Here is a 14,742-nt window from a genome sequence, read left to right on the forward strand (position 1 = left end):
ATCAATGACCCTTGTGGGCGATGAGCCTCGCCAGAGCGGCTCTGACCTGATCCATCCTCGCAGCCAGGGCCCTGTCGCTCGGGGTCCCTGTCGAGGCGCGCTGGATGCCCTCACAGAGGTTCCGGAGCAGCTGCCATCGCCAGCCCGCGTCGGTCCTCAGCCTCTCCCTCGCGGTGTTGATCTCGGTCTGCACCGGTCCAGGTCTCCTCTCGGTGCCCGTGACACGCTCGAAGGTGACGTTGCCCCTGCCGTCGGTCCGGACTCCCAGCTCGACGCCCGGGTTGTTGGTGTAGAAGTGCGTGCCTTTCCCGTCGTTCCAGTCCTGGGTACCGGGGGAGTGCGGCTGCCATGGGTCATACGCCAGACCCAGGGGATCTACCGTCTCGGTCGGCGCCCCGCCGAACGCCATCAGGTTCAACCCGCCATGGATGTTGATGGGATCCGGCGAGAGCCACCTTCCACACGCCGGCTCGAAGTACCTGAACCTCGTGGAGCAGAGGCCCGTCTCGTCGTCCGCGACCTGGCCGAGGAGCCGGAACGGGCTCTCCACCGGCAACGTGCGCGGGTCCCTCTCGACCGACACGACGTCGCCCCAGGCGCCGTGATGGGCTCGCCAGGCCACGCGGCCGCGCTCATCCACGAGCTCCTTCGGCGTGCCGACCTGATCGGCGACGACGCCGAAGACCATGCCCTGCTCGACCTGGAGCAGCGGCGTGAAGGTGCCGGGATCGTGGACGTGGATCCGGGATCGCGGCCCCTCGGCCGTGGCATGTCTCTCCTCGCACACGACGTCGCCGTCCCACAGGAAGTCGACCGACGCCTCCACCACCGCGCCTCCGCTCGCCCCGCCCTCGAGGGACGAGCGATCCCAGGGGGAAAGGACCGTCTTCCGGACCCGCCGGCCGAACGCGTCGTAGGTGAAGCGCACCCGCCTGCCGTCGGGGAGGACGACCTCCCTGAGCCGATCCCTGGTGTCCCAGCCGTAGATCGTCACCTCCTCGCCGCCGCCCGCGCCTCTCTCGATGCGCTGGATACGCCTGCCGCGGCCGTCGACCAGATAACGCGCGCCGCCCGCCTCTCTCAGCACGTTCCCCGGGCCGAGCGACCAGCGTCGCGCGACATCCGGTGATCCACCACCGCGCACCGCGCCCACGAGTGAGCCCGCGGGGTCGTACTCGAACGCCTCCCGCAGCCTGCCGCTCGCCGCCTCCAGCAGCTGATCCGCGCGATCGTAGCGGTACGTCGTTGTGGTGCCGCCCTGCCCGTCGGGCCCGTCGCTCACCGACGTCAGGCGGCCTGCGGTGTCATAGCCATACCGCCGCCTCACGACCAGGCTCGCGGCGCCCGCCGCTTCCGTGGAGATCACCTGCTGCTGCACGAGCCGCCCCAGGGCGTCGTGGTCGTGCTCCAGTCGAAAGGCGCCGAAGTCGCGGCGCCGCTCCCGGCCGTCCGCGTCGCGCTGGATGGATACAGCTCGTCCTTCGTGCGTGATCCCGACGAGCAGATCGTCGTCGTCATAGCGGTACTCCGTCCGCTCGCCTCCCGGCGCGATGCGCGCCGTGCGCCGGCCGCATGCGTCGACTTCGTAGCGGATGGTGCGCCCGTCCTGGCGCTCGGCGACGACCTGCCCCAGGCTGTCACGCTCGATCTCCGTCACCACCTTCGCCGTGGCGTCGGCGCAGACCGCGCGGACGATCCGCCCGAGCGCGTCGCGCTCGAACGTGATCTGGACGTCGGCCCCGCGGTCCTCCACGACGTTCCCGAGCTTGTCGTAGGCGAGCTCGCGCCATTCGCCGTCGGGATAGTCGATCCGCGCGACCCGCCCCCCACGATCGTGGCGGTACGTGATCAGCCGTCCATCGAAGGTCCGCTCCGACACCACGCGATCGGCGCGGTCGTACTCCAGGCGATAACGCTCGAGCAGCGCGTTGATGATCTCGATCGGCCGCTCGTCCGCGTCGTGCAGGAGCGCGACCACCTGCCCGTCCGGCGGGACGATCCTCGCCAGGTGCCCTGTTCCGCTGTACAAGAAGCGGGTCGTCCTGCCCGCCGCGTCGGTCGCGCTGGTGACGTTTCCCACCGGATCGTAGCTCGCCGTCAGGCGCGTGCCGTCGGCCCGCACCAGGGCGAGCACCTGGCCGAGCCGATCGCGCTCGGTGCGCGTGACATGGCCCGACGCCTCGACCCGCGCCACGGGCCTGCCGAGCGCGTCGTGGTGGTACCAGGTCGTCTCGCCGCGCCCCGAGGTCTCCGACGCGAGGTTCCCGTGCTCATCGTAGGTGAACGTCGCGAGCGTGCCGTTCGGACCGAAGGCGCCGACGACGCGCCCGTCCGTGTCGCGCGTCAGGCTGAAGGACGCGCCCGTCGGGAGCGTGACGCTCATCAGCGCGCCATGCGCGTCGTACCGGTAGCGCATCTCGCGGCCCGCAGCGTCGATCCGCCGCACGGGCGCGTCGGCCTCGATCTCCCACGCCGTGACGTTGCCCGCCGGGTCGGTCTCCTTCACGAGGTTCCCGCGCGCGTCGTGCTCGTACGTCATCGCCTCGCCAGCGGCGTTGCCCCGGCGGATGAGGAGCCCATCACCGTCGCGCTCGCGCTCCGACGCCCAGCCGCCGTCGAACGTCTCCTCGCGCACCACGATGCCGTCCTTCACGTGATATCGCCGCGCGCGGCTCGTGCCGTGGGTCCGCGCCTCGCCCGCGTCGTCGTCGGTCACCAGGCGGACGTCGTGAAGGCCCCCGTCGCCCCAGGTCCGCGCGCACCGGCCGGTCTCCTCGTCGTACTCGTAGCGGAAAGAGATCCCGTTCCGCGCCGTCGTCTTCACCATGCGGTGCAGACCGTCGTATTCCCATCGCTTGACGTGCGAGAGCGCATTGGTGTGGGAGGCGAGCGTCCCCTCGACATGATAGTCGTAATCGAACCAGGTCTCTAGCGCAGGCGCCCCGTCGCTCCCCGGGGCGCGCGCCCAGACCTCGACGCGGACCACGCGGCCTTTTTCGGTGCTCATCACACGGACGTCGCGGCCGCAGCTGTCGGCGATGCGCACGAGCGAGCTCCCGCGGTACTCGAGCTCGATCCGGTGCTGGTACGGATCGGTGATCGCGGCGAGCGCGAAGCGGCCGTTCGGCAGCGCGCTGAACTCCCGCACGAGCCGGTCTTTCAGGCTCCGGACCTGGTAGCGCTTGCCCACGGCGCGGAGCTCCAGGCGCCGGCCCCGGTGGAAGCTGCCCCCGTCCGGCGGCGGGACGGCGAAGTCGACCGGCAGCCCCTCCTCGTCGTGGAGCCGGATCACCCGCTCGCCCGGCTGTATCCACTGCTCGAAGGAGTGCACCCACCCCCCCTTGCCGAGCGCCGTCGTCCTCTCGTGGTAGCCCGACGAGTACGTCCTCCGCCACACCAGCTCGATCGGTCCGGGCAGCCTCATGTCCGTGCCCTCGTCGACAACGAAGCCGGTGCCGACGTCGATCGGATCACCGACGTTCGTCTGGTTGGCGCGCTCGGGGTGGAACGCGCGATAGTACTCCTCGTTGACCCTGTGCGCGTGGGCTGTCGACTTCGACGCACGGGCGAGATCGACCTTGTTGAGCAGGGGAACGACCATCTGAGCGATGCTCTGCTCGGCGGTCAGCACGTTCATGTTCACGAGATCGCCGGTCCCGCACACGTTCTTGCCGGCCGCCTTCACGACCATCGAGCCGGTCTTCATGACGGCGATCTTCGTGTCGGCGTGCGTCACGAGGTCGCCGCCGGCGGTCTTCGACGGCGCGTTCGCGGGCGGATCGACGTTCATCTGGCTGCCCTCGACCAGCGCCTGCGTGTCCCAGATCCAGTAGCTGGAGTTGTGCTCCGTCCCGGTCTTGTTGGCGCTGCGCGCCGTGTACAGGAACGGCGTCGGGACGGGGGGCGCCGGCGGGCTGACCGGGCTGATGGCGCCGGGCGCGACAGCGCCGTGGCCGCTCTTCTTGGTGGCGATCTCCTTCTTGCCGACGCTGCTCATCGTCGCTCCGGCGGCCTCGCCTACGGGATCTCGACGTGCGCGCTCGCCAGCCGCACCTCGCGGGGGGCGTCCACGGTCACGGCGTCGGCCGACAGCTTCACCCGGCCGTCGGCCGACAGCTCCAGCCGCGACTTGCCCGCCTTGAGCACGAGCCTCCGCGGCGCTTCCACGACGATCTCCTCCGCCCTGCGCTCCCTCGTCTGGAGCGCGCCGAAGATCACCGCGTCGTCGCCGACCATCCCCACGAGGACGACGCCCTGCTCGGCGAGGCACCTGTCGGCGAGCTCGAGATCCACCTCGGGCAGCACCCCGACCTCGCGCGGCTCTCCGCCGAAGAGCGAGGCCTCGTACCGCCCCTCCGCGAGCTTCCTGAGCAGCTTCGCGAAATGGGCTCCGCCGCCGAGCGGCGGCGCCGCCTCCGCGCGGCGGCCGAGCTTCACCACCTTGCCCGGCCCGGCCTTGCGCGCGGCGCCCTTGCTCGGCGCAGGGCGCGCGCTCGCGCCCTGGTTCATGGTCCTCGTCGCCCTCATTTGACCTCCTCCCTCGTCGTCACGACGCTCGTCGAATCGCCCTTGAGCTTTCCCTTCACCGTGATCGACGCCGGCGTGATCGTGACCGTGACGCCGCCCGCCTTGAGCACGATCCTCGACTTCGCCTTGAAGGACACGTCGGCTCCCTTGGCCCGGATGGCCCCGCCCGCCTTGAGCTTCACGATGGGAGCCCCCACCGTGAAATCCGCGCCGGCGTGCGCTCTGTACAGCCCCGCGTAGGTCTCCGAGAGCACCGACGCGTTGATCGACACGCTCCTCGCGCTCACCGAGAGGGGCCCGCCGGCGGTCAGGGTGCTGGCGCCGAGCACGCCGGTGGACGCCGTGATGCCGCCGATCTCGGTCCACGTGCCGCCCACGGCGATGGTCGAGGCGCCTGTCACGTGGCGGTTCGTCCCCTGGATCGCGACGACGTTCTCCGCGGCCCCGACGATGCGGCTGACGGTGGCCGCCTTCATCTCGTAATCGCCCCCCACCGTGAGCTTCCGCGTCGCGCCCACGCTGACGCTCTCGCTCGCGGCGAAGATCCCGAGCGCGCCCGTCGTCGTCACGTCGCGATTGCCACCCACCGAGTACGTCTGGGCAGATTTCACCGCTGTCACTTGCTGCAAGGTCACCGTGCTCGTGTGGTTGCCCCCGACGACGTTCTCCTCGTCGGCCGTCACGCTGACGACCTTGTCGTTCTCGGTCCTCTCGTTCGCGTCCTTCGACGCAGCGAAGTGCATCCCCTCGTTGCCCGCGGCGTCGTCGAAGCGGATCTGGTTCTGCTTCCCGCTCCCCCCGGTGCTCTGGGTCCCCCAGTTCGACCGCACCTTCTGCTTCGGCAGGCTCTCGGCGGGGGGCGCGTGCCCGTTGTCGAGGCGCCCGAGCGACAGCGGGGTATCCCCCGTCGGCGCAGGATCGTTCATGAACCCGACGAGCACCTCCCAGCCGACCCGCGGCAGGAAGAACCCACCGCTCAAGGGCGGCTGCATCGGCCGGACCCACGCGCTCGCCGTGTCGTCGTCGGGTGAGAGGCGATCCCAGCGGAAGCGCGCCTTGACCCGCCCCTGCGGGTCGGTGTGGATCTCCGCGCCCGGCGGCCCCATGATCGTCATCGTCTGGAGCCCGCCCAGCCCCTTCGCCGGCTGTCGCCTCGGCCGCACGGGCCGCGCCGCGGGGACCGCTGTGAACTCGGCCTCATAACGCAGATCGCCCGGGCCGTTCGCGGCGAAGTCGCGCCCCTGGTGTCGCACCTCCAGGACGCGAAAGCGCCCGTTCTCATCGTCCCGCGGGGCGCCCTCGAGCTCCACGATGGTCCCCACCGCGACATGCCGGCAGGTCGTGCGCGCCCGGAGGATCACGCCTTCGGTCTGCTCCTCCTCCAGGAGCAGCCGCGCCCGCGAGGCGCCTGCCTCGGGCGAGCGATGGTGTCCAGGGTACGCGAAGCGCTGAAAGCGCTGCCCACCCACCGACGCCGCCTGATCGACCGCGGGATGATCGGGATCGTGGTCGGACACCGCGACGCCATCGTGCGTCACGCGGTGCAGCAGCCGCAGATCCGTGACCACCTCGCCCGTCGTCAGCCCTCCGTCGTGCGCCACCGTGACGCGCGCGCCGCCCGGGAGATCGTGGCAGGCCGAGTCGTCCTGGCCGAACACCACCACGTCTTCCGACTCCTGGTGCTCGACCCACAGCGATATCCCGTCCTCGGCGAGGATCCGCCGCACGAACGCGAGAACGGACTCGAAGGCCTGGACGCACTGGACCCGCGGCTCGGGTCGGGTCGCCACGCGGACGTCGAGGGCGAGGCCTGCCTCGCGCAGCAGCCCCTCGGCGATGGCGACAGAGTCCTGCTCCAGGAAGATACGGTGATCCGATCCGTCCTCGAGCGGCATGAGGCGCGGAACGATCGTCAGCAGCGCGCCTTGCCCCGCGCTCTCGATGACGTCGACGACCCCGTGAAACCTCCGCGGGACGTCGCGCAGCGCGTCCTTCGGCGAGATCTCCAGCGTCGCCTTCTTGCCGAGCAGCTCGTCGGGGACGAGCGCCTCGTCCCGCCCTGGAGCGACGCGCGCGAGGACACACACGCTGCCGCCGACATGCGTCCGCTCGTGGGCATCGAACGACAGGACCGAGAGCGGCGGGGCCCCCTCGATGGTCAGATCGAACGCGGCCCTCACGGCCCCACCTCGACCTTGTCGTTCTTCTTGACCGTCGGCGCGTCGAGCTTGACGGTGGACGTCGACTTCATCGCCCCCGCGAGCTTCATCGTGCTCCCCCCGTTCGCGGTGAGCGTCGCGGCCTTGACCGAGATCGTGCTCGCCTCGAACACGACCTTGCCGCCGCCCTCGATCGACAGGACACCACCCGCCTGGAGGGTCGCCCGGGCGCCCGCGTTGAAGGCCACCTTGGCGTTCGCGCTCTCGTTCGCCGCCCCGGCGGTGACGCTCTTTCGACCCATGGTCCCGTCGGCGTACGCGAGGCCGGCCGTGAAGCTGCGGGCGCCGCTCACGACCTCGGTCCGCGCGCCCGCCACCGACTGGTTGCTCCCGAGCCCCGCCGTCGTCGAGAGCGCCGCGCCGATGACCTGCGTGAACGCCCCCTGGATCTTCGCGTTGTACTCGTTGCAGCGCAGGCTGTAGAGGGCGCCTATCTGCTCGACGTAAGCGCCGTCGACGGTCGTCTTGTAGGTGCCCGTCACGCCGATGTTCTCGCTGCCGCCGATGCTCTCCGAGCGCGCCCCCTTGACGACGATGTTGCCGTCGGCGCCCACGACGATGGACTGGTCGCCCCCGATCGTCGTCGTCTGCGCGCCGTCGACGAGGAGCTGTTGCCCTTTCTGCACGGTGTCCAGCCGGTTCGCCCCGACCTTGATCGCGTGAGCGCCGCCGACAGATACCGTCTGATCCCTCGTCGCGTGGACGAAGGTCTCCTCGCTCCCCCCGTCGTCGCCCATCCGGATCTCCTGCGTCGTCCCGTCGCTCGGCGACGTGGCCGATTGCAGCGTGCTCGTCGCGCGCCTGTCGGGCAGGCCGTAGGGCGGCGCGGCCCCGCCGTTGTAGACTCGCCCGAGGACGAAGGGCCGGTCCGGATCGCCGTTCTCGTAGATGACCGGGACCTCCCACCCGACGCGGGGCAGCATCTGCGGCGTCGTGAGGTTCATCTGGAGCGCTCGGACCCAGCGTGAGCTCTTGTCGTCGCCCACGCTCGAGCGATCCCAGAAGAAGCGCACCTTGATGCGACCGAGATCGTCGACGTGGATCTCGTCCCCCGCAGGGCCGGTGACGATCGCGCTCTCGATCCCTGCCACGATCGGCCGTGAGCGCGGTACCCCGGGCCGGTACGGCGCGTCCGGGGCGAAGGGGACGAGGGTGGCGCGATTGCGGTACGGCGTGCCCCGGGGCTGCTCCCGTGAGGCTTGCTCGAGCTCGTGCTCCACCGCGGTGATCAGGAACCTGCCCGAGAAGCAGGCGTCCGCGGCGCCGGTGATCTGCACGACCCGCCCGGCGCGGAGCCGCGCGTTGCCGCTCTCGCCCACCAGCGTCGAGCGATGGCGGCGGAGCTGCTCGAGGCGGACCTTGGCCCGCGCGGTCGCCGCCTTCGATATCACGAGGTTCGAGGGATACTCGAAGACCTCGAGCGCGCCTTCGCCTGCCTCGCCGTCCACGGGCACGCCGGGGTTCTGCACGTTGATGTCGCGCAGGCTCGCCCTTGTCGAGGTGATGGACCAGCTTCGCCGCAGGGCATGGAAGGCAAACGCCATCGAGCTCCTGCCGCTCGCGTCCTCGAACGGCACGACGGGGCTCGGCCCTTCGATCCCTTCATGGGAGCTCGGGTGATCGCCGAAGACGAGGAGCGGAGCGTCGTCGTCTCGATCGAGCCAGTGGTTGATGCCTTCGTCGGCGAGCAGGCGCGCGATGAACGCCCACTCGCTCTCTCCGTACTGCACCGTGTAGCCTCGCTTCGCGTACTGCCCGGCGAGGCGCCACTTCACCTGGGCGGCGGGGATGCCCGCGCGGAGCAGGAGCTCGGCCACGATCTCCTGGGTTGTCTTGTCCTGGAAGATCGCGTGGCTCACGCGCAGGGCGAGGCGCTCGGCCGCGGGCCCGAGCGTGATGCGATAGCGGTCGCTGCCGCGAAAGTGGCCGCCGTGGGAGGCCTCGAGCGCGATCAGGTGGAACGTCGTCGTGTGTCCGCTCCCGTCGGCCAGCCCGAGGGTCGCGTCCTTGTCGACGAGCGCCGCCGGGTCGATGTGCGGGTCGGGGTGCAGGACATCGACGACGAAGGCGCCGAGCTCGTTCATGGCTTCACGCCCGCGGACCCGTACGATCTCCGCGCCCTCGAGCCCGTCGAGCCGGAGCTCTGCCTGGTTGATCACGGGCGCTCCTCCGCCGGTGGGAAGACGAACGGAGACACGGTGAGCGCGGGCAGGGGCGCGAGCGGCCCCGACATCGCCGCTTCGGCCAGGGCGACGAGCTCGGGCTCGGCCTCGACCAGCCGCCCGCGCCAGAGGCGCGCGAGGCGCAGCTCGTCACCCCGGGTGAGCCCCGCGCGGCGGGCGAGCTCGCCCGGATCGTCGGCCTCGAGCGCGTGGCGTTGAAACGTCATCCAGGCGCCGAACTCCCGGTCGAGCGGGTCGACGGCCCGCGCCCAGAGCGAGAGCGCTCGGCCGATGGCGTCTTCGTACAGCGCGTCGAAGCCGCCGTCCTCGCCCGCGAGCGCGTCGGCCACTCGTTCGCTCCAGAGCTCCTCGGCCCGCGCGAACGCGCGTCGCGGCACGCCGAGCCATTCCAGCACGGCGGGGACGGGGAGCCCGTCGAGCTGCGCCGCTTCCACGACGAGGTAGTGCGCGATGGAGACTCCCTCGATGGGAGCGCGGAGCGCTGCCGGAATCCGCCCGTCGGCGGGCACGGAGAGCAGGAGGGCGTCACGCGTCGACATCGAGCCGCGCCTCCCGGAGCATCGTGTCGCCCCTGCCGAGCGGGACGACGCGCCGGAACGTGAGCTCGACGCGCGCCGTGTCGGGCTCGAGGACGGCCGTGTCGAGCGCGAGGGGCAGGGACACCGCCCGCCCCGTCGCCCGGCGGAGGTGCGCGACGATCGCGAGCTCGGGAATGGTCACGTCGAACAGCCCCTCTGGACACAGCCCGTGTGTGGCGATGACGTCGCCCGCCGCGAGCGGCCGATCCAGCTGCAAACCGGGATGAGCGACGTGATAGAAGCGTCGATCGAAGTCGAGCGGCGGCAGCGGCATGCGCTCGCGCTGCCACGCCGCGTCCATCGTCCCCGACAGCGCGCGCCGCGGCAGCCACCACATCGCGATGGCGCCGAATCCGGCCGGAGGCGTCGCGTCCGTGCCCGTGACGGGGTGCGCGGGATCCTCGATGCACGGGGCCGGGGATCCATCGAGCTCCGACGTCGATCTGTGGGCGCCGCGCCCCACGGGGTTGTGCCACTCCACGACGGTGCCGTCCTTCGATGTCCCTCCGTACGCGCGCTCGTAGGTGATCGCGGCGCGCTCGAACGGCGCTGCCGGGGAGATCTTGATGCCGAGGCCGCTCTTGTAGAAGACCCGCTCGCCGTGCACGGTGAGCGACATCGAGCGGCCCGGCGCGCGAACGGCGACGTCGAGGCTGCTGACGGCCTTCGAGGAGACCGCGCTGCCGACGATCACGACGTCTGCCCCCGGCTTCTCGCAGCAGACGTCGCTGGGGTAGCGAATGCTCGACTCACGGCCGTCCCGGACGGCCGCCTCGTCCGTCGGCACGTCGTTGAGGCGAAGGGGAGCTTGCTCCTCCAGGAGCACGAGCGTGGGACCGCGCCTGGCGAAGGTGGCCTTGGCCAGAAGGATGACGACGTCGACACCCCGCTCATCGTGCAGGGGCACGGCCAGAGCAGCAACGGGTGTGGCGTTCGCAAACATTCCGCGGCTCCTCGGAACGTATCGGAACGTGAGGCATGGCATCAAGAATCGAGAGAATGAATCCAGCTAGGCCAATGGCTGGATCGAGCCATCCGGGGCGCGGTAGTCCGCGCGAGGGAGCGTCACCTGTGCTATTTCGGCACAGATCATGATCTCGCTCGCCGCGATCGAGCTGCTCGTCGCCACCGTCGAGACCGGCAGCTTCTCGGGCGCCGCGCGCCGGCTCGGCGTCACGCCGTCCGCGGTGAGCCGGCGCGTGATGCGCCTCGAGCAGGAGCTCGGCGTGGCGCTGCTGGCGCGCACGACGCGGTCGCTCCGCCTGACGGACGACGGGCAGGCCTTCTACGCGCGCTGCGTCCGCATCGTCGAGGAGCTAGGGGAGGCGACCGAGGCGATCGCGCGCGCGAGCAAGAAGCCGGTGGGGCTCCTGCGCGTCGACGCGCCGGTGGCGCTCGGACGGGACGTGATCGCGCCGGGCCTGCCGCGCTTCGCGGCGCGCTACCCCGACGTCCGGATCAACCTGACGCTGCGCGATCAGCACGTCGACCCCGCGGCCGAGGGGCTCGACCTGCTCGTGCGCATCGGCCCGCTCGGCGACTCGAGCCTCGTCGCGCGCCGGCTCGGCGCGAGCCGCCTCGTCCACTGCGCGGCGCCGTCGTACATCGCGCGGCGCGGCGCGCCCGCGACGCCGGCCGATCTCGCGCGCCACGACTGCGTCGGGTACCTGCGCGACGGGCGGCCCGCGGGGTTCCGCTTCCTTACCGGAGACGGCGACGCCGTGCTCGAGGTGCCCATCTCCGGGCCGTTCCACGCGAACGACGTGGATGTCCTGAGGCGCCTCGCGATCGCCGGGAGCGGGATCATCGCGATGTTCGACTTCCTCGCGAAGGACGCGCTGGCCGAGGGGACGCTCGTAACCGTGCTCGATGAATTCCCGACGACGACCTGGCCGATTCACGCGCTCTACCCGAAGAACCGGCACCTCTTGCCGAAGGTGCGCGTGTTCGTCGATTTTCTCGCGGAGATCTTCGCTCCACCCTCGCCCGAGCGCCGGGGAGAGCGCCGGCGGAGCGGGCGGCGTTGAGCGCCCCCTCGCGGGGGCCGCCGGCGCCGTCAGAACTGGTAGAGCCCGCCGGCCTCGACGCCCCAGCCCGTGCGGTCGGCGTCATGCTGCGCCGCGTCCGCCGGATCGAGCTTGTGGCGCGTCAGCAACAGGGAGGGCTCGAGCACGATGGAGAGCCCCTTCATGGGCGCGAAGGCATACCCCGCGCGCAGGGTCACGTTGCGCTCGATGCCTGGACCATTGGCGCCCACGCGCGCGGGCGCGGTGGCCGGCGTGCCGCCCGCCGCGGGGGTTCCGGGCGTGTAGCCGAGCTGCATCTCGTCGGTGCTGAGCACCATCGCGGTCCCGGCGACGAGGTGCAAAGAGTGCTTGTCGAACGTGACCTTGCCCGACACCCAGCCGCCTACCTCGGCGACGTCGTCCGTGCGATAGCCCTGCCCGAGCGTCAGGAGGCCCAGGTTGGCGAGGTTCTTCCCGCCGTACGCTTCGGCCCGCACGTTCAGCGAGCCGCTCGTGATCTCGCCGAACAGGTTGCCGCCGAGCGCCAGCCGCCCCTCTTCGGTCGGCAGGTTCGCGTCGAAGGCGAGCCGCGTGCCGATCACCGAGGCGCCCACCCACGCTGTCTTCTCGGCGCGATAGCTCGCGCGCAGCGAGACGGTCGGCGTGCGCGAGTACTCGACGTTGTTGAGGATGGCCGAGACGTTCTGGCTGACCAGACCGAGCGCGGCGCCCACCTCGAGGCTGCCGGCGTTCGCCAGGTAGATGAACTGGTGGCGCACGAAGCCCGAGTTTCCGGACTGAAACATCCCACCTACGAGGTTGTACGTGTGCGTGTTCAGCGGCGAGAACAGATCCCATGTCTGGCCGAGCGTCAGCTTGTGCCCGTCGGCGGGAGTCCAGTCCAGGAACGCCTGACGCACGCGAAGGCTCGTCCCCTGGGCCGGAGAGGACTTGCCGAAATCGATGAAATCGACCTCGACCTGCCCCTTCACGGGCGTGCCCTCCCCGACGGCCACGCCAAGGCGCGTCTGCTGCGCCTGAAAGGTGAGGCCCACGGCGTCCGGATCGGCGAGGAACAGCGGGTTCACCGCGGCCGTCGGGGCGGTGTAGTTCGGGTTGCCGAAGGACTCGAGGCCGTTCCCCACGACGACCGTGGGCTTGACGATCCCGTAGACACGAACGAGAGGCTTGTCATCGGCCTTCTTCTGCTCGACAGGCGGCGGAGGAGGCTCGGGACGGGGCTCCTCCACGGGCGCCGGCGCGGCCGCGCCCGGCGCAGCCTGCGGAGCCGGCTCCACCGGCTGCGCGTTGCTCGTGGCCGGCGCAGCGATCCCGGCCAGCGAGAGAGAGACGACAAGGGTTGCGCTGGGCGTCTTCCAGGTGCTCATGATCAATCTCCTCCGGCGGTGAATCGGGTACACGGGTTCACGTTCCGGCATCCACGATGGCCGCATCGACGCCGCCTTCGACCACGCCATTCGTCATGTCGGTATTCACGTGGGTCTCCCGAGAGCACGGTCCGCGCAAAGTGGTTTTCAATAAACCAATAATTTTGTTGTGGGCTGGGAATGACGGGACACCATATTACCGATCCGTCGGGCTGCCAAGAAACACGCCGAACGACGTGGGCGTCCTGAGCCACCTCGCGATCGTCGTGAGCGGGATGATCGCGATGCTCGACTTCCTCGCGAAGCACGCGCTGGCTGACGGGACGCTCGTGACCGTGCTCGACGAATTCGCGATGGCGACCTGGCCGATTCACGCGCTGTACCCGAAGAATCGGCACCTCTTGCCGAAGGTGCGCGTGTTCGTCGATTTTCTCGCGGAGATCTTCGCGCCATCAGGGCCGCCGCGCCGGGGCTCTCCCCGGCGCAGCGGCCGGCGCGCGTGAGGCGCCGCGGTGCGCGGGTGCCTGGTATCGCTACAGCCCGCCCATGCGAGATACGACCGTGCGTTGCTCCGGCGGGATGACGCTTTGGACCCAGTTGAAGAAGTACTCCGATGCCGTCGCGTGCTCGAGGTGCGTGGAGGAATGCGGGATGACGTTCTCGGCGCTGTCGAAGCTGTTCACGCTCACGAGCCAACCTCGGATCGCGCTGCTGCCCGAGGGTCTCCAGAAGCAGCCACCTCCCTCGTCGGTCTGGGCCAGCCTCTGCCCGGCGGCGTTGGTCCGGTACACGTACCACGGTGTGCCGGCGAGGAGGTCGGCGTCGTCCTGGAGGAAGTCGGCGCTGCCTGCGCTCCCGGAGAGGAAATAGCTGCCGCCCGCTGTCCGCGGGCCGTTGCTGACGCAGTGGATGTTCCTGTCGGCCGGCGACAGCCCGCGCGGGAAGGAGCTCAGGATCGACGACACCACGCAGCCGTGCGTGGCGTCGACCCGGGGGCATGGCAGGTTGATATCGTTCGTCTGGCCGAGCACCGGCGCGGCGAGGTGCAAGAGCGCCACATCGGGGGCGCCCGTCCAGGCCGAGCTCGGCCTGCCGTTCCAGCCTGGCACCACGTGCACGCTGGAAACGGTGCCGGCGCCGGACACGGAGATGTTGGCCGGAGGGAGCGGGACGCCACCACGAAGATCCGAGACGCAGTGCGCCGCGGTGAGGACCCAGGCGCTCGCGACCAGCGTCCCGGTGCAGCGCGTAGGGACGAAGTACGTGTTTTCGTTCGGTACGATGTTGATGAGCAGGCTCACGGCGCGATACGCGGCGTTCGGGTCGGTGGCGCTATTGATGATGGCCTCCTCCGACTCTCCGGTGAGCTCTGCGGCTTCTTCATCGTCCGTGCCCACCGCGCAGCCCAGGGCGCTGGACGACATCAACAGGGCGCCGAGCACGAGCATCATCTTCTTCGTCGTCATGGGTCTTCTCCTCGATTCACCGACGAGCGTCGTCGCACCGTCGAGCGGCCGAATTGCCGGTCCTCGGCGGGCAGGGAAGGATTGAACGTTCGTCGCTGACCGGTTCGGTCAGGTGATGCCGGCTCTACGCGCGGAGGATCTTTCGGTTTCACGGATTCACGGAGGCCCGCATGCCTCCTTGTGAGAGACCGCCGCGACGGGGCTGGCCGCCCCTGGCGCGGCGACGTCGGTGCTCCGGCCCCCTCGGTGTTCGGGCCCAGACGGCCGACGTGCACCACGGGCACATCGCGCCCGCACGGAGCAGCGCCCGCGGTCCGCGCCTTGACAGCCAGGAGAGGCGCTGCGATTCCCCCGGACGGACCTCGCAAGGACCGA

10 protein-coding genes are annotated in these 14,742 nt (G+C 70.4%); 2 read left to right on the forward strand and 8 right to left on the reverse strand.

The annotated features are described in order from the left end of the window. Nucleotide 1 precedes the first annotated feature (1 nt). The 6 genes from WMF22_RS17775 to WMF22_RS17800 are packed head-to-tail and all read right to left on the reverse strand — an operon-like array spanning nt 2 to nt 10,450. On the reverse strand, nt 2-3,997 hold the full coding sequence (locus tag WMF22_RS17775; RefSeq protein WP_438036472.1) for a DUF6531 domain-containing protein: 3,996 nt from the start codon (nt 3,995-3,997) through the stop codon (nt 2-4). Between the two features lie 20 nt (nt 3,998-4,017). Then, on the reverse strand, nt 4,018-4,527 hold the full coding sequence (locus WMF22_RS17780) for a hypothetical protein (protein ID WP_437300245.1): 510 nt from the start codon (nt 4,525-4,527) through the stop codon (nt 4,018-4,020). Next, entirely contained in the window at nt 4,524-6,707 is a 2,184-nt protein-coding gene (locus WMF22_RS17785; RefSeq protein WP_438036473.1) for a type VI secretion system Vgr family protein, read from the reverse strand. Before WMF22_RS17785 ends, WMF22_RS17780 begins: the two co-directional genes overlap by 4 nt. Next, complete coding sequence (locus tag WMF22_RS17790; RefSeq protein ID WP_438036474.1) at nt 6,704-8,905, reverse strand: type VI secretion system Vgr family protein; 2,202 nt, start codon at nt 8,903-8,905, stop codon at nt 6,704-6,706. The genes WMF22_RS17785 and WMF22_RS17790 overlap by 4 nt, the downstream gene beginning before the upstream one ends. Continuing rightward, nucleotides 8,902-9,468 (reverse strand): hypothetical protein, encoded by a 567-nt coding sequence (locus WMF22_RS17795; RefSeq protein ID WP_438036475.1) that lies wholly within the window; start codon nt 9,466-9,468, stop codon nt 8,902-8,904. The genes WMF22_RS17790 and WMF22_RS17795 overlap by 4 nt, the downstream gene beginning before the upstream one ends. Beyond that, nucleotides 9,455-10,450 (reverse strand): DUF2169 family type VI secretion system accessory protein, encoded by a 996-nt coding sequence (locus tag WMF22_RS17800; RefSeq protein WP_438036476.1) that lies wholly within the window; start codon nt 10,448-10,450, stop codon nt 9,455-9,457. The genes WMF22_RS17795 and WMF22_RS17800 overlap by 14 nt, the downstream gene beginning before the upstream one ends. 148 nt (nt 10,451-10,598) lie before the next feature. On the opposite strand from WMF22_RS17800, the gene WMF22_RS17805 reads away from it, so the two are divergent. Beyond that, nucleotides 10,599-11,534, forward strand: coding sequence for a LysR family transcriptional regulator (locus tag WMF22_RS17805; RefSeq protein WP_438036477.1), 936 nt, complete (start codon nt 10,599-10,601; stop codon nt 11,532-11,534). Between the two features lie 29 nt (nt 11,535-11,563). Here WMF22_RS17805 and WMF22_RS17810 read toward each other — a convergent pair whose 3' ends face one another. Then, nucleotides 11,564-12,901, reverse strand: a complete 1,338-nt coding sequence (locus WMF22_RS17810) for a hypothetical protein (RefSeq protein ID WP_438036478.1) — start codon at nt 12,899-12,901, stop codon at nt 11,564-11,566. A 56-nt stretch (nt 12,902-12,957) separates the two neighbouring features. On the opposite strand from WMF22_RS17810, the gene WMF22_RS17815 reads away from it, so the two are divergent. Further along, entirely contained in the window at nt 12,958-13,404 is a 447-nt protein-coding gene (locus WMF22_RS17815; protein ID WP_438036479.1) for a LysR substrate-binding domain-containing protein, read from the forward strand. Nucleotides 13,405-13,434: 30 nt separating this feature from the next. On the opposite strand, the gene WMF22_RS17820 is transcribed toward WMF22_RS17815, so the two are convergent. Further along, complete coding sequence (locus WMF22_RS17820; RefSeq protein ID WP_437300253.1) at nt 13,435-14,367, reverse strand: trypsin-like serine protease; 933 nt, start codon at nt 14,365-14,367, stop codon at nt 13,435-13,437. Between the last annotated feature and the right edge of the window lie 375 nt (nt 14,368-14,742).

It is taken from the genome of Sorangium sp. So ce204, from assembly GCF_051526795.1.
GTDB classification, from domain to species: domain Bacteria; phylum Myxococcota_A; class Polyangia; order Polyangiales; family Polyangiaceae; genus Sorangium; species Sorangium cellulosum_B.

Bases quoted from the DNA above. Each gene is read 5' to 3' on its own strand.
- WMF22_RS17775 (WP_438036472.1), bottom strand. From the start codon at position 3,997: ATGAGCAGCGTCGGCAAGAAGGAGATCGCCACCAAGAAGAGCGGCCAC.
- WMF22_RS17800 (WP_438036476.1), bottom strand. From the start codon at position 10,450: ATGTTTGCGAACGCCACACCCGTTGCTGCTCTGGCCGTGCCCCTGCAC.
- WMF22_RS17780 (WP_437300245.1), bottom strand. From the start codon at position 4,527: ATGAGGGCGACGAGGACCATGAACCAGGGCGCGAGCGCGCGCCCTGCG.
- WMF22_RS17810 (WP_438036478.1), bottom strand. From the start codon at position 12,901: ATGAGCACCTGGAAGACGCCCAGCGCAACCCTTGTCGTCTCTCTCTCG.
- WMF22_RS17815 (WP_438036479.1), top strand. From the start codon at position 12,958: ATGGCCGCATCGACGCCGCCTTCGACCACGCCATTCGTCATGTCGGTA.
- WMF22_RS17795 (WP_438036475.1), bottom strand. From the start codon at position 9,468: ATGTCGACGCGTGACGCCCTCCTGCTCTCCGTGCCCGCCGACGGGCGG.
- WMF22_RS17820 (WP_437300253.1), bottom strand. From the start codon at position 14,367: ATGACGACGAAGAAGATGATGCTCGTGCTCGGCGCCCTGTTGATGTCG.
- WMF22_RS17805 (WP_438036477.1), top strand. From the start codon at position 10,599: ATGATCTCGCTCGCCGCGATCGAGCTGCTCGTCGCCACCGTCGAGACC.